Genomic DNA, 23,206 nt, shown 5'->3' with positions numbered 1-23,206 from the left:
AGATTTTCTGGCATAGACGGCTCATATAAGAAACCGAGGAGGAATAGATGTGTTTACGAATAAGAACTTGATTGACGGCAAATGGATTTCCACGAAGGAGCAAATGACCGTAACGAATCCTGCGACCAAAGAAGTGGTGGGACGCGTGCCCGTTAGCGGAGAGAAAGAGGCAGGACAAGCAGTGGATGCGGCACATCATGCGTTTCGTTCATGGGCAGAGAAGACGGCTGATGAGCGGAGCCGTCTTCTCTATCGATGGCACCAATTAATCAATGAAAATAAAGAAACATTGGCCAGAACCATGACCATTGAACAAGGGAAGCCATTGAGAGAGGCAAGAGGGGAAATCGATTATGCCAATAGTTATATCTTATGGTACGCTGAGGAAGCGAAGCGGATTTACGGTGAATCCATCCCGGCTTCCTCTTCAGAAAAACGAATCTTTGTGAAGAAGGAACCGGTAGGGGTTGTGGCTGCGATTACGCCGTGGAACTTCCCAGCGGCGATGATTACTCGCAAAGTGGCCCCTGCACTGGCGACGGGATGTACCGTGGTGATGAAGCCAGCAAGTGAGACTCCGTTTACAGCGATTCAGCTAATGGAGTTAGCGCAGGAAGCAGGTATTCCTGCTGGGGTGATCAACTTAGTGACGGGAGATGCGGCGACTATTGTTGGGGCATGGCAAGCGGATTCACGCGTGAAGAAATTGACTTTCACGGGCTCCACGCCGGTCGGGAAGCGCTTGATGAAGGATGGAGCCGACACGATGAAGCGCCTCTCCTTGGAGTTAGGGGGACATGCTCCCTTTATCGTAACAGAGCGAGCAGATATTGAGCAGGCAGTGGAAGGAGCAATGGCTTCCAAATTCCGTAATGCAGGACAAACGTGCATCTGCAGCAATCGTTTTTATGTACATGAAGCGGTGGCGGATGCCTTTAGCAAACGTTTTTGTGAAAAAGCCTCTTCCTTGGTTGTAGGAAATGGGTTACACGAAGAAGTGGATATTGGACCGCTCATTAATGAAGCCGCGATAAAAAAAGTGAAGGAACATCTCTCGGACGCACAGAAATTGGGCGGAAAGCTTGTCCTCGGTGGTGATTCCGTGCGGGAAGAAGAGGGTTACTTCATGAATCCCGCTGTGATTACGGATGTGACTGATGACATGCTCTGTATGCGGGAAGAAACCTTTGGTCCGCTGGCGCCCATTACGACATATCGAGATCTAGACGAAGCGATCTCTCGCGCTAATAACAGTCCTTTTGGCTTGGCGGCGTATGCATATACAAACGATATGAAAGAAGCGATGCAGTTAGCCGATGGATTGGAGTATGGCGTGATCGGGATCAATGACGGGCTTCCTTCGGCGGCGCAGGCCCCTTTTGGAGGTTATAAAGAGAGTGGCTTTGGCCGTGAAGGCAGTCACTTTGGGATTGAACCATACTTAGAAGTGAAATATATCTCGCTTGGAGATATGTAGAAAGAAAATAGATTGGAAGAAAGCTGCGAGCCCCTGATAGAATCATTAGGGGCTCGAATGGTGATCGACATGAGAAACTGAGAAGTAGGGTGAACCCGTATGATGAAGGAGAATCTGATGGAGATAGAATATATTCAGACCTTTACGGAACAAGGCGAACCTCTGGGGGTGCGAACAAGAGATGAGGTACATCGGAAAGGTTATTGGCATGAGACGTTTCACTGTTGGATGATGGGGCAAGTGGACGGTGTGGATGTACTTTACTTGCAGATTCGTAGTCATAACAAGAAGGATTATCCTGACCGATTAGACATTACAGCTGCGGGCCACCTGCTAGCGCATGAAGCGATAACGGACGGGGTAAGGGAGATCGAAGAAGAAATAGGGATCTCCGTCTCGTTAGAGGAATTGGTACCCTTGGGAGTAATTCATGATTGTTTAAGGGAGAAAAACTTTATTGATAACGAGCGCGCGCATGTCTTCTTGTATGAAAGTTCACCTTCCATAGAGCAATTCCAACTACAACCTGCTGAGGTGAAAGGGATCGTGACGATTTCTTTTGCGGGTTTCTGCGAACTGTGGGAAGGCAAGCAGGAGAGAGTAAATGTAACAGGTTTCTCTATGAATGAGGAGGGTGAGCGTGTATACGTTCAAAAAGAAGTAGGACAAGCAGATTTCGTTCCTCATCAACCCCATTACTTTCATCAGGTTATTGATGGAATATGCAAAAGTAGGAAAGTCCTCGATCTCGGATAAGAAGGTTGCTTTCTTCTATGATTATCCGAAGCTGGTTGAGGGCGATTTTGCTGTTGAGTTTGCAAGATACCTTTGCGTAAACAAGAGGATTAGCACCCAGAGAGTAGGGTGCTTTTTTTGTGTGTGAAGGAGAAGGCAACTCCTTGCTCTAACCTATATGGGCCGTTCCCACCGGATCTTCTTTTATGGCAGAACTACCGGGTGAAAGGTTATTAGCTTTGGCTATGAGACTGGCTCCTATGCAAAGGAGAATAAGACCCATACCGGCGAGGATAAAGACACTTCCGAGACCGATTCTATCGGCCAATAACCCTCCAATGAAAGGAGCAGTAAGGATGGCTCCATTTTGTATAGCATTGTTGAGCGAAGAGACCCGCCCCATTAAATTTGGTGGCGTTTCCTGTTGAAGTATGGTGGCACTCGGGATAGCGAAGAAGGGGCCAACGAATCCTAGAATGAGCCAAATGACTAACCATAGAGCAAATGGAAGCTGAATGAGGGTGGTTCCCCCTAAGCCGAGGATTACGATGGCCACCCCTCCCAACAGTCCACCAAGGATCATGAGGAGAAATGGTTTTTGCACAAACTTACTCCATTTCCCCAATACCATGGCTCCAGTCAGACTGCCAATGGCAACGATCGTAATGCTGATGCCAAACTCTTTTTCATCAAACGACTGGTTTGCGTGCCAGAGAGGAATGAGTGTATCCCAGAGAAAGGTTAAGAACATCCCCATTCCCATCACAGTGACTAGAAACAAGAGGATACGATTGTGAAGAATAGCTTGAAATCCTGCTTGTAAATCAGACCAGTAAGTAGAGGAGGGAATCTCCTCTTCTACTTTGAGTGCATTTTTAGGAATGGAGAGTTGGGAGAGAAAAATGGTCGAGACAGCAAAGACCACGATCCCAATGAGAAAGACAGTCGTGATTCCTGCTGCCGCGGTAATGATTCCACCGAGAAATGCTGCGAAGATTTTTGCGCTATTCATAGAAAACTGACTATAGCTGTTGGCTTTCATGAGGTCTTCAGAAGGAACGATGAGACGTAGTGTACTCTGTCTAGCAGGATCAAAGAGCGCATCCAGCACTTCTTTACAAAATACGAGTGGCAATAAGATCCACAAATTAGGGGAGAAAATGAATCCGACGATGACGAGGATACGGAGTAAGTTGCATAGGATCATTGTCGTACGCTGTGGCCAGCGATCCACCCATACTGCGGCAAGCGGACCGACCAAAATCCATGGCAATGCACCACTGACGGCATAGGCAGCAAGTGCGGTGGCTCCTAATTGCCATTGATAGACGATTAAGCTGGAAATCGCAATGAAATCAAACCAATTACCGAAATCAGAGCATATTTGAGCGAAAAAAAGGTTGCGAAAGCGACGATTGCCTAAAAGTGATGACTGAGAAGCTATTTGACTCATTTTAAATTCACTCCCAACATATCATGACGATATATTATCACGATATGTACTGAGGGTCAATAAGCATGGTGAAAATAGGAGAATATAAGTTTTTCTTACTGAGAAGTGGTAGACGAATGCCTGATTGTATAATATTATATTTGTAGATAGAAGAAGAGGAGTCTGATTCGATGAATCCCCAAGTAGATTCACAAAACCAGGTTGCGGGCACTGGATTAATGACACGTGTTTTTGGTTGGATGTTTGCTGGATTATTTTTGACTGCCGTCGTTTCCGCTATTGTCCTTGCGGACGGTAGCCTGATTCGTTACTTTGAACAAAACATGATGGTGTTCTTCGGGCTATTGATTGGCGAACTCATCTTGGTCTTTTTCCTTGCGGCACGAGTACATAAGTTAGCAGTAGGTACGGCTAGTTTTCTTTTCTTTTTGTATGCGGCGTTGAATGGTGTAACCTTAACGCCCTTGTTGGCTATTTATGAAGTGGGATCGATCGCTGCTGTCTTTGGTGTTACCTCGGTTATGTTTGGAGCGATGGCCCTTATTGGCTATGTAACGAAGCGGGATCTCTCCAAGCTAGGCAGTATTTTGTTTATGGCTTTAATCGGATTGATTATCGCTAGTGTGGTTAATATCTTTTTGGCAAGCGGTGTATTGTACTGGGTGATCTCCTACGTTGGAGTCCTCATCTTCTGTGGTTTAACGGCTTTTGACGTGCAGAAGATTAAGCGGATGCAAGCAGAGTTGACGATGGATGAAGATACGACCACCAGAGTAGCTATTTTGGGAGCGTTGGAGCTTTATCTTGACTTTATTAACATGTTTATCTTCTTGTTGCGCATCTTGGGAAACAGAGATTAGAGAAATCTATAGAAAAAAGAAGCATTCACACGGGTAGGTGATGAATGCTTCTTTTTTTTGTCCTTACATTGGTTACGAGTCTCCTCTATCTATCCTTCTACGATAAAGGGGCGCATCATCTCATAATCTTCATGTTCAAGCATATGACAATGCCAGATGTACCTGCCTGCGTAAGGTGCAAAGTGAGCGATAATGCTGGTTACTTCGCCAGGTGGGGCAATCACGGTATCTTTCCACCCTCTCTCATTGGGAGCGGGAGGAATGGCGGGTTGGGTATAGGGAATGGGACCCCCCGCTTGATAACTGTCTCGATCGAATGGCCTGCGACAAAGGATGAGAAAAGGAGCCAGATGAATATGAATAGGATGTGCGAGCTTTGTTAGGTTGATGAAATTCCACACTTCTGTCGTTCCCCACTTGGGTCGGATACGGACGGGGTCCCGCCATTGTTGGTTATCAAGAAGCATGAGCGGGCGCCCATAGCGATCCTTTGTTTCATTAAGTGTAAGAAAGCGAACAGTCGTGGCCGGAGTTGGATGAAGGGTTGGAATGGGAGCGAGCATTGGAGGAATACAGCTCGTATCTGTTCGCTGAAGTGGTTTCTGAACACGAAATTGTAGGACTTGGCCGGTTGTTTCAGGAGGAACAGGGTCCCCATCAGGAAAAGGAGTGGGGGCATCGTTCATAAGAAGAAGGTTTCGTCCGAAATGGTGGTGAAAGTCGATTAGAATATCCGCTCGCTCAGCGGGTCCCAAGAGGAGTTGGTTAATGGGAACAGGCTGGGGAAGAAAACCTTGATCGGTACCAATTTGTATGATGGGATCGCCTGAACTGAGTCGCAAGCGTAAGAAGCGTGAGTTGGACCCGTTTAATATACGAAAGCGGTATTTGCGAGGCTCCACTTCCACATAGGGCCACACTTTTCCGTTTACGACGATGGTATCACCAAAAAAGTATCGGACAATGGAGGGATGAGGCCAATCGGGTTGAGCATACGAAGGCTGAGCGGGATAGTAGAGAGAGCCGTCTGGATGAAAAGACCGATCTTGAATGACGAGGGGAATCTCATAAGGGCCACTCGGAAGGCGAAGCAGGGACTCTTGAGGATGACGAATGAGGTAAAGTCCGGAGAGTCCCGCGTAATTATTTAAGCGCGTAATGCCTAAGGCGTGATCGTGATACCAGAGGGTGGCCGGAGATTGCGGATTGAGATACTGGTAGATCTCTGTGGTGAAGGTGGGCCCTGTTTGCTGAAAATCGCGTGTAAACCATGCCTCCGGATAACCATCGAAGAACGGGGGATTGACTCCTCCGTGTAAATGGGTGACGGTACGTACATCGGGTATATGGGTCCCGGCTCCGTTGATGGAGTGGTCAATGGGCAACAGGTGCTTATCTGGAAGATGGTTTCGCCATTTTACATAGATCGGATGATAGGGAGTCACGTCAAAAGTGGGACCGGGATAGATTCCATTAAACCCCCAGACGGTCGTCTTGGGGAGGCTGGAATGGAGTGATTGTTTAAATTGCGTCATGGTGAGCTCATAGTAAGAATAACCACAATAGGTCCCGGTAGGGCGTGCATTCGGCGGGATCGGTAGCGGGTCCATAAATTTTTGCAAGTGCATCTCATCACCTCGGTGTTGTTTTTTTTTATCGTGTTCCAGTGTCAGATGTGCCCACACCTGTTTCATTTGACCAACATATAACTGGTCATATGAGTGTTCTGCCACTGGTGGAGAGGGATAAAAGAAGGGGTGGGAAAATGAGATCGAAGTTATCTAAATCATTTATTTTTCAGAAGAACAGAGAAGAACGGAATAGCGATGTCTCTTATACCGTAATCAGAGAGGGAGGGCGTGTTTGCTTTTTTCCTGATCGAGTAGAGTTTCAATTCAATGATAGGGGTGAAGAAGAGAAAATCACTCTTCGATTGCTTCATGCTCAACCCCAGGTGAAGATGAAGCTGGACTCTGTAAAGGAACAGCTGATTTATAAAGGTGTTTGGTCTGGGATCGATCTCCTATTTACTGTACAGGATGAACAATTAAAATATGACCTTGTCGTTCATCCGGGTGCATGTTTGGAGATGATCCGCATGAGGTATGAAGGCGGAAGAGAAGTTGGGATAAATGAAAAGGGAGAATTGGTTGTCCATACTCACTTAGGTATTCTCTGTGAAGAGAAGCCGATTAGCATTCAAGAAGTGGCAGGGAAGAAGAAGAGACTGCAAACGGTATTTTGCTTGCATCATGATGATTCTTTTGGCTTTATAGTAGAAGGCTATGATCCGTCAAAGGAGCTTCTCATTGACCCGATTGTTTTTTACTCCAGCTTTCTGGGAGGAACAGGAGATGATTCCGGAACGAGCATCGCGGTAAATGGTACGGGTGAGGCTTATATTACAGGGGAAACGGGTGGAGGGTTTCCGATTACCTCTGGAGTGTTCCAGACGAATTTCGGCGGAGGAGAATCTGACGCCTATATCGCTAAGGTGAATACAGATGGAAGCTCTCTCCTATTCGCTAGCTACTTAGGGGGAAGCACTACGGATCGGGGGAATAGCATCACAGTGGATAGCTCCTCCAATGCTTATGTGACGGGACAAACGTTTTCGACCGATTTCCCTGTTACATCAGGAGCCTTTCAGACGGTTAATCCTGGTGGTGGAGGCTCGGCTTTTGTATCGAAGGTAAATATATCGGGGAGTTCGCTTCTGTACTCCACATATCTGGGAGGTTCTTCTTCTGATATCGGGAATGGGATTACGCAGGATTCATTGAACCAGGCGTATGTTACGGGTTTCACTTCTTCAACTGATTTCCCAACGACAACGGGGGCTTTTCAGCAAACGCTCGTTTCCGGAGGGTTTGTGGATGCCTTTATCACCAAGTTGAATACGGATGGAAGTTCGCTGAGTTACTCGACACTGTTGGGCGGGAGAAGAAGTGATGCGGGATTCTCTATCGCGGTAGATGATAGCTTTCAAGCCTATGTTACAGGGAATACCAACTCGACTGATTTTCCTATAACGTCGGGTGCCTTTCAAGAAACACTGGTCCGCTCAACGGATGCTTTCGTCACCAAGATAAACGCCTTGGGCTCCTCTCTGATCTATTCTACCTACCTAGGTGGGACACAGGTTGAAGGAGGAAGGGGGATTTCCCTGGATGGTGCCAACCAGGCATATGTGGTTGGTTCTACCAATTCTACTGATTTTCCGGTAACCAACAATGCTTTTCAAACCCTCCTGTCTGGGGGAAGTACGGATACATTTATTACAAAGTTGAATGCAGCAGGTAGCGCTCTCGTTTACTCCACCTATTTGGGTGGGGGTTCGGAGGATTTGGGTATGGGGATTGCGGTGGATTCTTTCGGCTATGCATGGGTGACAGGGAGTACACAGTCAGACGATTTTCCACTTACTTCCGATGCCTTTGAGGCTCATTTAAATGGACCACAAGATGCTTTTGTAACGCAACTCAGTTTTTCTGGTGAGGGAATCTCTTTCTCCTCTTTTCTCGGAGGAACACTGAATGAGAGTGGAAGTGGTATTGCGGTTGATACACAAAATAATGCGTATCTTACCGGGACTACGAATTCCACCAACTTCCCTGTGACCTTTGCTGCATTTCAGACTCTTTTTGGCGGTGGAGCCAACGATGCTTTCGCTGTGAAATTAGGGGCCATGGTCGGTGTGACTGGACCGACGGGTGCGACAGGTCCAGCGGGGACAACCGGAGCAGAAGGTCCACAAGGGCCACGAGGACGGCGTGGTCCAAGGGGACCAAGAGGGGCGAGAGGACCGCGTGGAATGGGAGAAGGCGAGATGGGTGTCTAATCTTGTGGCATCCGCCCACGAAGAGCGCGTGGTATGTGGCGGAGATGACTATGGATAATATTCACTTTAAAAGGAAGCATCCAAGCATCCGATAGCGGGTGCTTTTCTTTTGTCAGAAGTCGAAGAGAGCAGTGAACCTAGAGGCACTTTTCTCATAGGGTAGGTGTTTTTCATGGTGTTCCTATCACTATAGGTAGGAGGTCCTATGTATAGATGCCTCATCCATAAGGAGACTTATTGATCTTTCTTTAGGTATATTGATTAAATTATTTATTTCGAGTAAGGAGTCTAAAACATGTTGGACTTCTTGTGGATAGAATAGAGGTACAGGGACCGATTGCTCAGATGGATGGTTAGGTATTTCGGTTCTATCTAGGGTTTGGGAGGAGATTTACAGTGAGAGAAAGAGAGATGAGTAAGAAGAGAAAATTGGATATTGTGCAACAAGTTTTGATAAGTGGAGACTATGAAGGGGTGGCGAACGATTATCACATATCTTCTGAAACATTAAGTCAATGGGTCCAGCAGCATCAGGGTGGGAATTTTACCGATCGTCGTCTCCGTAAGCAGTCCCGAAAAGGAAATGGGAGTGATAAAAACGGAAAGTACTATAATTTATCAGAAGAAATGGAAAAATTAAAAAAGATTATTGGGGAGAAGGAATTGGAGATTTTGAATTTGCGTCAGATGCTGAGTCAGTCCAGTTGAACCTCTCTCACTTATGTTAAGTTGGTGAGGATACTCTTAGGATAAGTACGATTATAAGTGCAAATATGATGAGCGCTTCCATTATTTATTTCTTCTCCTCTGTATCATCCTCGATCCATTTCTCTTGAAATATAAATAGGCTTCTCCGCTCTCACCCCAATGAAGCGGATAGGATCGTACTTTGATGGAAAAAGGGTATCCCGAAGGTGGATGCTCTTTTTTGATCAAGTTTCAAAGTGAAGAAATCGGTCCGTTGACTCCATCTCCGAGTAAGGTTTACACACGCCGATACCTCCTTTTCGATCATAGATTAGAGTGCTATGAGGGATTCTATATAACTCGCAAGCGAAGGATCTGATGCGTTTGTTACCCAGATGAGCTACTCTGGTCAGGGAATACCGTGCTCTTCTTATCTAGGGGGAAGAGATGGAGATATCGGACTGGGCACGGCGCTTCTTTTATCAGATCTATTGCGATGAGGGTCTGCTACTAAGATTGGGCACTTTTTTATAGCGATCGTTTGTTCTGTGAGAACTATTGTTCGTGTATAATAGAGGTGAGGTGATGAAGAATGTCCCGTATACTTGATCGTGGTAATAAAATGTGGGAAGGGCATCGGATGGTATTGCCCGAGCACGTCGCTCGCTTTCACGAACAGAATCGAAAGGCGAAAGAGTACGTGAAACCGGAGTTGTCGGAGGACGCTATAAGTGAAATCGGATATGCCATTGAAAAATCGATGATAGAACGTTGCCCAGTAAGGGTTTGTTATGCAGGAAAATATGGAGTAGAGCAGCAAAGCGGGATCATCACGAAGATTAATGCGAATGAGCGGTGGATTAAGCTAGAAAGTGAAGGGGATTATGAGTTAATTCCGTTTCAACGGATGGTAAGTGTAGAGGAAGTGTAGCTATTCAGTGGATGTATGTATCCCGAATACGGTAGCGAAGCAACGCCCGTGAAGCGACACACTTGTACCCACACCATTTATTGGATCATGACATAGGTTGGCTATAAGGAAGAACGCCAAATGTAGCCATCAAATACCCAATAGGAGGATACAAAGTGGAGAAGGCAGTGTTTCGTTCGCTTGTATTTGTAGCGGATGGAGAAGAGGAAAGGGAGACGGACTATTTCTGTCGCGCAGATGGAGTAGGTTGTCGATTTACCTTTTATCGAGATTACGTGGAGCTTGGGTTTGACGGTGTGGATGAGCAGGAGATCCTCACTTTAAAGTTTGTGGGCACCAATCCACATGTGAGGATGGCATGGGATGTGACGGAAAGAAAGGTGATTTATCGAGAGGTATGGAAAGGAATTGATCTTCTTTTCTCCGGAAATGGCGAGCAACTAAAATACGATATTATTGTTCAACCCATGGCATGTCTGGACGATATCCGTTTGCGTTATGAGGGTGGGAAGGGAATTTCAATAACCAAGCAGGGTGACTTGTTTGTCCGAACGCCTCACGGCATGCTTTGTGAAGAAAAGCCGATTAGCTTTCAAGAGACGTTGCAAGGGAAACGAAATATTTCGACCCAGTTCTGTCTGCATTCGGATCAATCGCTGGGGTTTGTGGTGGAAAAAGAGGAGTATGATACAACAAAAGTGCTTGTTATTGATCCCACTGTTTTTTATTCAACGTTTCTAGGTGGAAGTAGTAGCGATGAAGGAAATCGTATCGCAGTGGATACGACGCACCATGCGTATGTCATAGGAACGACTTTTTCTACCGACTTTCCCGTTACCTCCGGTGTTTTCCAAACAAATTATGCTGGTATGAGTGATGTATTTGTGAGTAAGTTGAATGTAGCGGGAACCTCTCTCCTTTACTCGACGTTTATTGGCGGAAGAAGCGAGGATGAAGGGAAGGGGATTGCGGTGGATGCAATGAACCAGGCTTATGCGACGGGATGTACGAAGTCCACTGATTATCCTGTAACATCGGGAGCATTCCAGACGATGTTTGAGGCATTCGGGAGTGCCTTTGTTACGAAGCTGAATGCGACCGGAAGCTCTCTCCTTTATTCAACCTATTTAAATGGTCCAGGTGGTTTTGATGAGGGAGAATTTTGTGCGACTCAAGGAAATGGGATCGTTGTAGACGATAGCTTGAATGCCTATGTAACAGGCTTTACAAATACAAACAACTTCCCGATAACTTCAGGTGCCTTCCAAACCCAGATGGGAGGGGTTGAGGATGCATTTGTGACAAAATTCAATTCCCTGGGTACGGCACTGGTGTACTCCACTTTTTTAGGAGGGGATTTTTTTACTATCGGAATGGATATAGCCGTGGATAGCCTGGGAAGTGCGTATGCAACTGGATTTACAGGATCAAATAATTTTCCCGTTACTTCAGGTGCCTTTCAAACGGTATTTGCCGATGGCATCTATGATGGGTTTATTACGAAATTCAATGTTTCTGGTTCCTCGCTTGTGTATTCGACCTATTTAGGTGGGGGACGTGGAGACATGGGAAGTTCCATTGATCTGGATGGAGCGAACAATGCCTATGTCACAGGGACGACAAGATCTACTGATTTCCCCATAACAAATAACGCTTTCCAAACCACCATCAAAGGGAACTCAGATGCCTTCGTTACAAAAATAAATGGATTGGGAAGTGCCCTGGTTTACTCTACTTATCTAGGTGGGAGTAGCAATGAAGATGGGAAGGGCCTGGCGGTGGACAATTTTGGAGTGGCATGGGTGACAGGACAAACGGATTCGACCAATTTTCCTGTTACCTCGGATGCTTTTCAAGATAGTTTGGCTGGTAGCAATGATGCCTTCGTCACACAGATGAGTTTTTCCAGTCAGGGAGTCATGTTTTCTTCTTATCTTGGAGGCGAGGGAAGTGATACAGGAAACGATGCCGCGGTGGGCCCAGATGGCTCTGCTTATTTTACCGGTAGTACGGCTTCTACAGATTTTCCCATCACTTTTGCAGCATTTCAGTCCATCTATGGAGGAGGAAGCATGGATGCTTTCGTTACCAAAGTAGGGGACCTTATTCTCGGTATAACGGGTCCCACGGGCGCAACAGGACCAATAGGTGCGACTGGAGCGCAAGGCCCTAGAGGACCGATAGGGCGGCGTGGTCCGAGGGGGCCGAGAGGCCCGCGTGGCGCAAGTGGTGGCGGAGAAATGGGGCTGTAAACCGACGAATTTCCCTGTGACATTTAATGCGTTTCAATCAATGTCAGGGGGGCTAGATGATGCCTTTGTGACAAAAATTAGGGAATCCACTTCCGTCGGTGTAACGGGTCCAACGGGCGCAACGGGGCCGGTAGGAGCCACTGGCGCGCAAGGTCTACGTGGACCGAGAGGACCGCGTGGTACAGGTGGCGAAGAGTTTAGTGGCTAAGACCTCTCTTGAAGTAGGATGCATCCCGAAAGCGGATGCTTTTTTCTTTTAGAACCGATAGGTTCGAATCTATCCCAATTAGATGGATCAGGTAAAATCCGTTTTCGTCAATCTCTCTTTGAATTATCCTCCTAATTCTCCTTCGCCACCGCGTGGACCTCTCGCTCCTCGTGGTCCCCTTGGACCACGAGGTCCGATCGCTCCAGTTGCACCGGTGGGTCCAATTGCGACCAGTGGACCTACTTTGGCAACGAAGGACTCGAATCCCTGACTTTGACGCTGAAAGGCATTGAAGGTGACGGGAAAATTAAAAGAGAGGGTAAAGCCACCTATATAAGCGCTATTCAGAGCATCCATAGCGACGGCATTTCCAAAGTCATCGAAATCTCCGCCCAAATAAGAGGAGAAGGAAAGGCCTTGCCCAGAATAGCTTAACTGGGTAACAAACGCATCGTTATTCAAATCTCTCCCTAAGCTGTCTTGGAAAGCATCCGATGTGATGGGGAAGTTGGTCGAATTGGTGCTCCCTGTTATCCATGCTTCTCCGAAGGAGGTGACTCCAATTCCATTTCCTACATCCGTATCTCCCCCACCTAGGAAAGTGGAATAGATGAGACCACTGCCATCCATATCTAATTTGGTGACGAAGGCGCTGTTAGCCCCCCCAGGATACACCGTTTGAAAGGCATTGAGTGATGTGGGAAAATTGGTGGAATTTGTTTTGCCGGCAATATACGCATTGTCTCCTCCATCCAGATCAATTGCATTCCCTGCATCAACACCACTCCCACCGATATAGGTGGAGTAGACAAGGGAAGTTCCGGTCGCATTTAACTTGGTGACAAACGCATCACTACCGCCGGCAAGTATACTTTGAAAAGCGTTTGCACTTATAGGGAAATTAGTTGAATCGGTATTTCCTGTGACATAAGCGTTCTTTTGTTCATCGAGCACGATACCTTTTCCGAGATCACGCGCACGTCCCCCAAGATAGGTGGAGTACTCCAGCCCTGAACCAGTCGCATTCAACTTGGTAACAAATACGTCGATGAGTCCTCCTCCATACTGTGTTTGGAAGGCATTTGTCGTTGTGGGAAAGTTCGTAGAGGATGTAAATCCGGTTACATAAGCACTTAGATCTGCATCGACCGCAATTCCACTTCCGTTGCTGGAACCTCCTAAGTAGGTGGAATAAATGAGTGAACTTCCATCTTCATTTAGTTTGCTAACAAAAACATTATCAAAGGAGGGAGGAGTGGTTAGAAAGGCACCAGGCGTTACAGGGAAATTAGGAGAATTGGTCGCTCCAGTGATATAGGCGCTCCTTTCTGCATCCACGGCGATCGAGTTTCCCTGATCATTGCTATTGCCACCAAGATAAGTGGAATAAATCAGAGAACTTCCTGTATCATTGATCTTTGTAACAAATGCACTAAACTCTCCCCCAGGATAGATGGATTGAAAGGCACCCGTTGTAATGGGAAATCCGCTTGCGGCGAGTCCTGTCACATATGCATTCCGCTGATCATCCACTGCGATACTGATAATGGAATCGCCGCCCTGCAGACCTCCCAAATAGGTGGAGTAGAAGACAACAGGATCAATCAGGAGTGGCTTCAGGGGATCAACTTTCTCCTCTAGACAGAAGCCAAAAGAGTCGTCAGCATGTAAACAGAAGGAGGTGGAGATCGTCTTCCTCTTTCCACTTTCCCATTGGAAACTGACGGGTTTCTCCTCGCGCAAGATGCCCTGTCGGGTATAAACGAATAAATCCCCTTCCTCACTGAGATGGATTCCGTCTTTTCCTTCATAGGTAAAGCGAACATCATCTACAGATGCACCGGGATGCACAAGAACATCGTATTTGAGTTGGCCGTCTTTTTCAGAAAGGATAAAATCAATTCCCTGCCATAGCTCGTTATAGGTAATACTCTTTGCTGTTAGATTGGAGGTTACTCTTGGCTTTGGGTTGGCGTTTATAAAACATAGACGAAATTGTTCTGGTTTAGGGATAGAAGGGAAACAGAAGTCTATGCAATCGGGATAACAATAGAGCTGAACACCTTTCTTTTCTATATGATAAAGTAGCGTGGTTTCTCTTTCATCTGTAAGGAGAGAATTCGATGAAACTGGAAGTGAACTTAGTTTTTTATGCATGGTATTTCTCTATTTCTCCTTTCTAGATGGGTAATCATAGTAATTTATTTGTGTATATAGTAAGAATATGATCAATAAATGCAGGGGGATTGGACATCGTTGTAGATTGAAACATTCGCTCAAGTTGAATGGTAGGAGAGCGCTTGTCTATTCGACTTATCTAGGTGGAAGTCGTGGAGATAGGATTGGGTATAGCAGTTGATGAGTTCGAAGCGAACTGGATGACAGGTGAGACATGATTGAGATATGTTCCCGTTACCTCGGATGCTTTTCAAGATAGTTCGCCGGACAGTTTTAGATAGTGCTTTACAAACTGATCGTTCCTTTTCGAATGGGTTCTACACGCCTATACCTTTTTTCGGATGACGACGTATAACTAGGGTGAGGAATAACGTACGGAATTCATCTGAAAGGGGACAGACCAAGTGAAGCAAAAAATGTCTAGGTCGCTTGTCTTTGAACAGAGAGATGGGAGTGGCGCGGAGTATCTTTGCCGAGCAGATGGAGAAGGATGTCGTTTTTACTTTTGTCAAGACCGTGTGAAGTTTAAGTTTGACGGTGACAAGACGGATGGACATCTGGTCCTATGCTTTGTAGATGCCGATCCACATGCGAGAATCAGGTTGGATTCGACTGAGAACAAGCTGATTTATCACGGCGTATGGAAGGGAATCGATCTTCTTTTCTCCGGCAATGAGGAGCAACTGAAGTACGATATTATCGTTCATCCAGGGGTTTGTATAGAGGACATTCGTTTGCGATATGAAGGCGCAGACGAAGTAAGAGTAAATGAACAGGGTGACTTGATCATTTATACATCAAACGGCATCCTGCGTGAAGAAAAGCCGATTAGTTTTCAATCGATAGCGGGAGAAGAGAGGTTGATTCCGACTCATTTTCAGCAAAATGCAGATGGTTCCATTGGATTTGTTATCGAGCAAGAACAGTACGACGTCTCCAGTCCGCTCGTCATTGATCCGATTGTCTTCTATTCAACTTATTTAGGGGGCACAGGAGATGACCAAGGAAATGGCATCACTGTGGATACTGAGAACAACGCGTATGTAACAGGTACGACGGGGTCGGACAACTTTCCGATTACCATGGGTACTTTTCAGACCATAAAATTAGGAACAAGAGATGTCTTTGTCAGTAAATTTAATGAGGGGGGGAGCTCTCTCCTTTACTCTACTTTTATTGGAGGAAACCAGGGGGCACGGGGAGAAAGCCTGGTTGTGGATGGTTTGAACAACGCGTATGTGACAGGTGAGACATCTTCGACTAACTATCCAGTTACTTCAGGTGCTTTCCAAACACTTTTTAACACCGCAACGGATGCCTTTGTAACGAAATTAAATGCAACCGGCACCTCTCTTCTATACTCCACCTACCTGGGTGGAAGTGATAGAGAGATGAGTGGCGGTATTGCCCTCGATGGGACAAATAATGCTTACGTGACTGGCTCTACTTTCTCTACTAATTTTCCCACAACCACGGGTGCGTTTCAGACCCAGAATGGGGGTGGAGCGGATGCTTTTATTACAAAGTTGAATGCCACAGGGAGTGATCTCATCTATTCTACCTATTTAGGCGGAAATAGTGGGGATTTTGGTAACGGCATTGTGATCAATTCGAATAATCAAGTGTTTGTCACTGGGCTAACAGAGTCAAACAATTTTCCTGTAACGACAGGTGCCTTTCAAACAAAATTTGGAGGAATGACCGATGCGTTTACTACTCAGTTAAACGCGATAGGGTCAGCACTTGTGTACTCTACCTATCTAGGTGGCATTGATGATGATAGAGGGTTTGCTATCGATCTGGATGGTGGGGGGAATGTTTATGTAACAGGGTCGACTCAATCGACTAACTTTCCCATAACAAACAATGCTTTTGAAACCAGCCTAACCGGCTTTGAGGATGCTTTTATTACTAAATTGAATGGCTTAGGAAGTGCCCTGGTCTATTCAACGTACCTGGGGGGAGGGGGTCAAGACTTTGGTTTTGGCATTGCTGTGGATGCTTTTGGAGCAGCATGGGTGACGGGTGGAACTTTTTCGACAAATTTCCCCCTTACTTCTGATGCTTTTCAAGATAGCTTGGCTGGTAGCATTAATGCCTTTGTTACGCAGATAAGCTATTCCGGTCAAGGTATCTCTTTCTCCTCGTATTTAGGTGGCGGGATAGGTGATGTAGGAAATGATATCCTCGTCGATAATCAGGAAAGTGTTTACTTTACTGGTTCTACAACTTCCGATAATTTCCCTATTACATTCAATGCTTTTCAGAGCATTTTTGGAGGAGCAACGGATGCCTTCGTCACGAAGATAGGGCAACTAACTGCCATCGGTGCAACGGGTCCCACGGGCGCAACCGGTCCTGCAGGGGTTACTGGACCCCAAGGTCCACAAGGACCGAGAGGAAGACGCGGACCGAGAGGACCGAGAGGACCGCGGGGAAGTGGTGGAGGCGGAGAAATGGGAATTTAAATGCTAAAAAGTGGACCACCACGATTGCCTGGAATAATGGCCACATCGGTTTAAATGACATCGCAATAGAAGCGAACTCTCACCTTCAGCGGTCGATTCTTTCTGATCACCCCCAAGGTGACGTATGATTCAGGCCTAGTGGATTATCTACGGACAGTCAAGTGTGAGTGAGAAGGCCTGGAGTCTACACTATATTTGGTGCCCTCTCGAAAACCACTTGGATTCACTCCTTCAGACGGCTATACGCTTTAGAAGGAGTTTTTTCTGTTTCCTTCATTTTGCTATGCTATCATCAAAAGTTAATTCAATCTGATTACCGGATTATCGCTCACCCATGTTATTGATATGGAGAAATCTGACTTGGTTGGAGGTATTTTTTTCATTGAAGTAAATTGTTTTTATGCTAATATGTAGTGTTGTATATCAATCTAGCATAGGGGAGAGAAGATTGCGAAAGAGTTTACTATTGATCGTTTGTATTACTTCATTCATCCTTAATTCTTGTACCTTACAAGCTGATACGAAACCGGAAGAAAATAAACCCGCTAAAGCAAAAAAGGAAGAACCGGCACCGGCGATGATTCGTGCTGCAGAGATTAACGAAGCAAAGGCTTACTTTCGGGATGTGAAAAAACAGGATATTGAAGATAAAGAGAGATTGTATTGTTTGCCTGATGAATGTATGGATATCGGTGATGAATACTTACAAAAAGTTACTGAGAAATACGGAAATATAATCCATGCAATCTCAGGACAAATGCCGAGCGAAGTAGCTGAAAGAGACTTATATAGCTATGATGTAAAAGGGAATGAAATTGAGGTACAGGAACACGGTGCCAAGTATAAGGAATTTGAAAAAAAATCAAAAGAGTTATGGGGAGATTTCACAGATATTGTTCCGTCCAGTCAAAGGAATGATATAGATAGTTATATTTTGTTCGAGGACGGTGAAACCGGGGGATATGTTCTTGAATATAGTGGGAAGTGGACGATAGGATTCAATGAAGAGTTAGTAAATAAAAAAACGGAGTTTCTTTTTGTTGCTTCTCATGAGCTCGCTCACATACTAACATTGAGCGAAGACCAATACAGGTATGTGGTATTTAAAGATGAATGCACGTCTACATACTACACGGATGATTATGGGTGCAGTGCTTCACATTCATACTTAAATCGATTCCGTGAGAAATATTGGATTGACATTGAAGATGAGTGGTCGTCGCTCGATATAGAGAACAATGATAGTCACTATTGGAACTTCTATTACAAGCACCAAGCCAAGTTTGTTTCTGATTATGCTGTGACTAATCCCACGGAAGACATTGCAGAATCATTTACTCACTTCATTTTTAAACCTAAACCCGCTAACCTCAAAACGATAGCGAATCAAAAGATAGCATTCTTTTACGATTATCCGGAACTCGTGGAATTAAGAGCGGTTCTTTTGATGCGTATTTACGAGGATTTTGAGTAAAAAGAATCGATGCAATACGAATAGCACCTGTAGTGGTGCTATTTTTTATGAAGAGATGATTACTCGATTATCGCTCACGATGTAATTGCTAGGCAATGTGGGCATAGGCATCGCAAAGCAGGTCCGAAGACGTTATCCAGAAGCATACGAAGCCGATCGTAACTCTTGAAGAACAGCGACTAGGCAATGTTTCCTATGCGCAGTCAGGAAATCGGTAAATTATTAACCGAAGTGTACCCCTATAGATACAACACTCGCCCACACTTCTTGTGGATGATGGAATAAGGTGACTATGAGGAAATCCAATATGAACCTGAAATCCAAGGAGGGTGTGTGAAGTGAATAAGAACATATCTAGCTCGCTTGTATTTGTACCCAGGGAAGGAGGTAACGAAAAGTATACTTATCGTGCAGACGGGGAGGGATGTAGATTTTACTTTTTTCGTGATCGCGTGGAGTTTTGGTTTCCAGCGGGTGAAGGGAAGGCAAATCTTGCTCTACAGTTTGTAGACGTGAATCAAGACGTAGAGATTCAGCTGGACGAAGATAACCAGGTTACTTATAAAGGAGTCTGGGATGGCATTGACCTTATTTTCTCAGGAAACGATGAGCAACTAAAGTATGATGTCATTGTCTATCCTGGAGCGTGTATGGAGGATATTCGTTTGCGATATGAAGGTGGAGACGAAGTAAGCGTAAATGAACACGGAGACTTGTTTGTTTCTACATCACAAGGCTTCCTCCGCGAAAGCAAGCCGATTAGCTATCAAGAAACAGCGCAAGGAAAACAAACCGTTCCGACGCAGTTCCACATCCAAGAGGATCAATCCATCGGATTTGCAGTGGATAGGGCAACCTATGATCCGACAAAAGTGCTGGTCATTGATCCCATCGTCTTCTATTCCACCTACTTAGGGGGAAGTGATGGCGATGAAGGGAATGGTATTGCGGTGGATTCTGCGCGGAATGCCTATGTAACGGGACAAACGCAATCTACTAATTTCCCCATTACAACGGGTGCGTTTCAGACGATGAATGCGGGGAGTCGGGATGTATTTATCAGTAAGTTGAATGAGGCGGGCAGCTCGCTTGTTTATTCGACTTATATTGGTGGGAACAGTTTCGATATAGGAATTGGAGTTGCTGTGGATGCTTTGAGTAATGCTTACGTAACGGGAACGACGGGATCTGCAAACTACCCAGTGACATCTGGAGCGTTTCAAACGATGCTGCTCGGAGTACAAGATGCGTTTGTAACCAAATTGAATTCCGTAGGGTCCAGTCTGATGTATTCGACTTACCTAGGGGGCTTGGCTGGATTGACGGTAGGAGCTAGTATTGTACTAGACGGAAGTCTGAACGTGTATGTAACGGGAAGCACATCTGCAGGTAACTTTCCGATAACATCGGGTGCCTTTCAAACCATCATATCTGGAGGATTTGACGCTGTCGTGACAAAATTCAATGCCCTAGGAACCTCGCTGGTGTATTCGACCTTCTTAGGAGGGAGTGGTTTTGATCAGGGGAGAGGGATCGTTTTGGATAGTCTAGGGAGTGCTTATGTGGCAGGGATCACCGGTTCCTTAGATTTTCCCGTTACTTCTGGCGCCTTTCTAACCGTATTTGCTGGTGGCACAGATGCTTTTATTACAAAATTGAATGTCTCCGGTTCATCGCTGGTGTATTCGACCTTCTTGGGTGGGGGCGGTGATGACCAGGGGAATGCGATTGACTTGGATGGAGCGACTAATGCCTATGTCACAGGCCTCACAAGATCTACGGATTTCCCAGTAACCAATAATGCCTTTCAGACAATGCTTCGAGGATTTAGGGATGTTTTTGTTACCAAACTAAACGCGGTGGGAAGCGCTCTAATTTATTCCACTTATTTAGGCGGGAGTTTGACTGACCGAGGATTGGGCATTGCGGTCGATGCCTTCGGAGCGGCATGGGTGACGGGGCGAACGAATTCAACGAACTTCCCTATTACTTCGGATGCTTTTCAAGATAGTTTGGCTGGTGGAATTGATGCATTTGTGACACAGATGAGTTTTTCCGGTCAGGGGCTGTCTTTCTCTTCTTATCTCGGAGGGAGGGATAACGATGTTGGGAATGATGTTGCTGTTGACTCCGTCGGGTCGGCTTATTTCACGGGTTTTACCTCATCCACCAATTTCCCTGTCACTTTCAATGCTTTCCAATCCATATTCGGGGGAAGCAGTGATGCCTTCGTCACAAAAGTGGGAACTCTCGCTGCATTAGGTGCAACGGGACCAACGGGTGCAACAGGTCCTGCCGGAGCGACCGGAGCGCAGGGTCCAAGGGGACAGAGAGGACGGCGTGGTCCGAGGGGACCAAGAGGTCCACGTGGTGCAGGGGGCGGAGGAGAAATGTTTTTTTAGTATTCGCCAGGAGAAAGTAAACGGGCATTCGTTAGCATCATGCCTAACGGATGCCTTTTCTCTTGTCATAACCGTCCTCGAAAGGAGGTGTGGAATGCATATTGTAGAAGAATCGCATCTCCCGTCATATGATCCAAATCATCGAAGGCGATCGGCTTCAACAGATTACTCGATTATCGCTCACGCAGGTAATTGCTTCGGAAAAATGGGTGCAGGAGGAATCGCAAAGTAGATTCAAAGTCTTTATCCGGAAGCATACGAAGCCGAATGTAACTTTACTTTAATCCATGTTCAACGCGTTGATTGGGTATTTGCTATAAAGAAAAAAGGGCGAAGGGAGGATTTTTAAATGACCTCCCATTCACCCATCGATTATTCCATTTCTTTTTCTATCAACTAAGAAACAATATCAGTGAAGTTCGATGATAAACTTCTCCCAGGAGCCAATCTCAGAACGATTCGCGTTCGCACTTCCGTTCTTCTCTGCTACAACATACTTCCCGTGACTACTTTTTAAAGATATCTGATCGCCACTTTCTAAGCATCCGGTAGCATCTGTATGGTTTATCAGTTGGAATTCTTCCCATGATTGCGGCTTACTTGCTCTCGCATCAAGTTCCCCGTCATCGGTTGCGCGCAAGTAATACCCGCCACCTGTATCGATGTTGACGAGATCTCCGCCCTTCACACAACCACTACCATCATTATTTGCAGAATTGATGACTTTCAGGTTAAACCGCTCCCAATTTCCCACTTGCGAGCGATCGGCATTCACATTTTCGTCCCCATTCTTTTCTGCTACGAGGTACTTCCCATGATCTGAGCGAAAAGACACATTAAAAAGGGAAGTAGCTGGTTTTCCAAATGTACCCGTCCAATTTGTGTTCTCATCAGGTCCTCCTGGACCCCCACCGAGAACGCAAACAAACTGTAAACCACAACCACTCTCTTCATTTCCCCAGCGATCGATCCCGCCACTAGCTGGATCTGCGGGGTCCATACCGGAAACAGTCGAGGTTGTATCTGCACTTAACCATGCTGGCCACTCTTTGCCTGAGAGACCTTCCTTTTGATCAAAATCATAGGCTTCAACGGCGTCCCATGTGTCCCATGAGGTCCCTTTGCTTGTGATATCTTGTAGTTTATCGATGAAAAGATTGATATACGTATGGTTACCAGGTTCTTTCCACATTCCATGAGAGCCTTGGGCAGAGTAGGTGACAATGTGGGTATCTTCTACTTTTTCGAAGTCGCTCCAGTTGAGTTTGGTGTTAAAAGAATGATAATTTAATTTTACTTGTGTCGCTTCCTCATTGACCAAGCGAATTTCAATCCCTTCCCAATCACCGACATGATGACCAAAACCCGCTGCTTGTGGTGCGAGCCAAGAGGGTAGAAAGTTCGCCAGTGTTTCTAGATTGGAAGGCAATTTCCCGCGATTATATGGATACCAGATCATATATTTCAGGTCGATGGTAGATGGACCTGATTCACGCCAGCCCACGTAAATACGAGCGGAGTCCAAATCTCCATGAAAAAAGTCCAGCGTCCCATTCGGGTCGTCTAAAGATTCTTTGGAGCGTAAAGAGTATTTATTACTCCCCGCTTGTTGGTACCGTTCCATGTAGTCAAATGACCATTCCACTGAAGAAGGGAAGTATTGTTCGTTTTTGTCGAACCATACCTGTGGAGCGTATTTCTGTATCAATTTTAGTTTTTCATCCTTAGTATAGTGACTGTTCGTTCCCTCGGTGATCGCCTGGGCAGGTGAAGCGTCCATCGGGAAGACGGTTGCCAATAGTGCAAAACATACAGCAATGAGAAAACCCTGTTTCACTTCTGTTCCTCCTTCTTCATTCGAGATTGATGGTAGTACTTAAAATTCTAAAAATATCACACCTTCATTCTACTAATATCATCATGGATTCGTCTAGCATTAACCAAGATAAAATTAATAGAAAAATATTCGTATTAAATATTCGTATTAAATGAAAGGATTTTGTTTGCTATGGAAAAATAAGTGCGGTATCGCGAAGCAGATCCGAAGTCTTTATCCGGAAGCATACGAAGCCGATCGGAACTTTTCGGTTTCTTTCGCGAAGTGAAGAATATCGATTAAACCGAAGCGAAAGCCTTTAAAAATCCTATAAAATAACAGAAAAATAAGCCGAAGACTTGGACGAAGTATGCACCTTTCTAAGATAATGAACTTGTACGTCCACATAACCTCTCGGGTGACA

The 23,206-nt window shown here is 45.7% G+C and carries 16 protein-coding genes; 12 read left to right on the top strand and 4 right to left on the bottom strand.

Annotated features, from left to right (window positions below; genetic code table 11):
* Nucleotides 1–49: 49 nt before the first annotated feature.
* Both AC6RGY_RS15200 and AC6RGY_RS15195 read left to right on the top strand, forming a co-directional pair.
* Nucleotides 50–1,477, top strand: coding sequence for an NAD-dependent succinate-semialdehyde dehydrogenase (locus AC6RGY_RS15200; RefSeq protein WP_499864400.1), 1,428 nt, complete (start codon nt 50–52; stop codon nt 1,475–1,477).
* A gap of 99 nt (nt 1,478–1,576) precedes the next feature.
* Nucleotides 1,577–2,233 carry an NUDIX hydrolase gene (locus AC6RGY_RS15195; RefSeq protein ID WP_499864398.1) on the top strand — a complete coding sequence of 219 codons (657 nt, stop codon included), beginning with the start codon at nt 1,577–1,579 and terminating at the stop codon, nt 2,231–2,233.
* Nucleotides 2,234–2,381: 148 nt separating this feature from the next.
* Here the strand turns inward: AC6RGY_RS15195 and AC6RGY_RS15190 are convergent, their stop codons facing one another.
* Nucleotides 2,382–3,665 carry an MFS transporter gene (locus AC6RGY_RS15190; protein WP_499864396.1) on the bottom strand — a complete coding sequence of 428 codons (1,284 nt, stop codon included), beginning with the start codon at nt 3,663–3,665 and terminating at the stop codon, nt 2,382–2,384.
* 170 nt (nt 3,666–3,835) lie between these two features.
* Between AC6RGY_RS15190 and AC6RGY_RS15185 the strand changes: the two genes are divergently transcribed.
* Entirely contained in the window at nt 3,836–4,525 is a 690-nt protein-coding gene (locus AC6RGY_RS15185; protein WP_499864395.1) for a Bax inhibitor-1/YccA family protein, read from the top strand.
* 89 nt (nt 4,526–4,614) lie between these two features.
* Here AC6RGY_RS15185 and AC6RGY_RS15180 read toward each other — a convergent pair whose 3' ends face one another.
* Entirely contained in the window at nt 4,615–6,153 is a 1,539-nt protein-coding gene (locus AC6RGY_RS15180; RefSeq protein WP_499864393.1) for a multicopper oxidase family protein, read from the bottom strand.
* A 137-nt stretch (nt 6,154–6,290) separates the two neighbouring features.
* Here AC6RGY_RS15180 and AC6RGY_RS15175 point away from each other — a divergent pair, with 137 nt between their 5' ends.
* The 5 genes from AC6RGY_RS15175 (at nt 6,291) to AC6RGY_RS15155 (ending at nt 12,444) form a co-directional block, all read left to right on the top strand.
* Nucleotides 6,291–8,366, top strand: coding sequence for an SBBP repeat-containing protein (locus AC6RGY_RS15175; RefSeq protein WP_499864392.1), 2,076 nt, complete (start codon nt 6,291–6,293; stop codon nt 8,364–8,366).
* 411 nt (nt 8,367–8,777) lie between these two features.
* Entirely contained in the window at nt 8,778–9,074 is a 297-nt protein-coding gene (locus tag AC6RGY_RS15170) for a hypothetical protein (RefSeq protein ID WP_499864391.1), read from the top strand.
* 571 nt (nt 9,075–9,645) lie between these two features.
* On the top strand, nt 9,646–9,984 hold the full coding sequence (locus tag AC6RGY_RS15165; RefSeq protein ID WP_499864389.1) for a YolD-like family protein: 339 nt from the start codon (nt 9,646–9,648) through the stop codon (nt 9,982–9,984).
* Nucleotides 9,985–10,139: 155 nt separating this feature from the next.
* Nucleotides 10,140–12,236 (top strand): DUF7948 domain-containing protein, encoded by a 2,097-nt coding sequence (locus AC6RGY_RS15160; protein WP_499864388.1) that lies wholly within the window; start codon nt 10,140–10,142, stop codon nt 12,234–12,236.
* On the top strand, nt 12,202–12,444 hold the full coding sequence (locus AC6RGY_RS15155; RefSeq protein WP_499864387.1) for a hypothetical protein: 243 nt from the start codon (nt 12,202–12,204) through the stop codon (nt 12,442–12,444). Before AC6RGY_RS15160 ends, AC6RGY_RS15155 begins: the two co-directional genes overlap by 35 nt.
* A gap of 123 nt (nt 12,445–12,567) precedes the next feature.
* On the opposite strand, the gene AC6RGY_RS15150 is transcribed toward AC6RGY_RS15155, so the two are convergent.
* Entirely contained in the window at nt 12,568–14,601 is a 2,034-nt protein-coding gene (locus AC6RGY_RS15150; protein ID WP_499864385.1) for an SBBP repeat-containing protein, read from the bottom strand.
* 425 nt (nt 14,602–15,026) lie between these two features.
* On the opposite strand from AC6RGY_RS15150, the gene AC6RGY_RS15145 reads away from it, so the two are divergent.
* The 4 genes from AC6RGY_RS15145 to AC6RGY_RS15130 all read left to right on the top strand — a co-directional run bounded on the left by AC6RGY_RS15145 (nt 15,027) and on the right by AC6RGY_RS15130 (nt 21,198).
* Nucleotides 15,027–17,090 (top strand): SBBP repeat-containing protein, encoded by a 2,064-nt coding sequence (locus AC6RGY_RS15145; protein WP_499864384.1) that lies wholly within the window; start codon nt 15,027–15,029, stop codon nt 17,088–17,090.
* A 448-nt stretch (nt 17,091–17,538) separates the two neighbouring features.
* Nucleotides 17,539–18,564 (top strand): hypothetical protein, encoded by a 1,026-nt coding sequence (locus tag AC6RGY_RS15140; RefSeq protein WP_499864382.1) that lies wholly within the window; start codon nt 17,539–17,541, stop codon nt 18,562–18,564.
* Nucleotides 18,565–18,902: 338 nt separating this feature from the next.
* Nucleotides 18,903–20,966 carry an SBBP repeat-containing protein gene (locus AC6RGY_RS15135; RefSeq protein ID WP_499864380.1) on the top strand — a complete coding sequence of 688 codons (2,064 nt, stop codon included), beginning with the start codon at nt 18,903–18,905 and terminating at the stop codon, nt 20,964–20,966.
* A 94-nt stretch (nt 20,967–21,060) separates the two neighbouring features.
* Nucleotides 21,061–21,198, top strand: coding sequence for a hypothetical protein (locus tag AC6RGY_RS15130; RefSeq protein WP_499864378.1), 138 nt, complete (start codon nt 21,061–21,063; stop codon nt 21,196–21,198).
* A gap of 177 nt (nt 21,199–21,375) precedes the next feature.
* Here the strand turns inward: AC6RGY_RS15130 and AC6RGY_RS15125 are convergent, their stop codons facing one another.
* Entirely contained in the window at nt 21,376–22,803 is a 1,428-nt protein-coding gene (locus AC6RGY_RS15125; RefSeq protein WP_499864376.1) for a fascin domain-containing protein, read from the bottom strand.
* Between the last annotated feature and the right edge of the window lie 403 nt (nt 22,804–23,206).

The sequence above is a fragment of the Mechercharimyces mesophilus genome, assembly GCF_059818345.1.
Note: the sequence above shows the minus strand (reverse complement) of the source record. Positions and strands in the feature narration are given on the sequence as shown.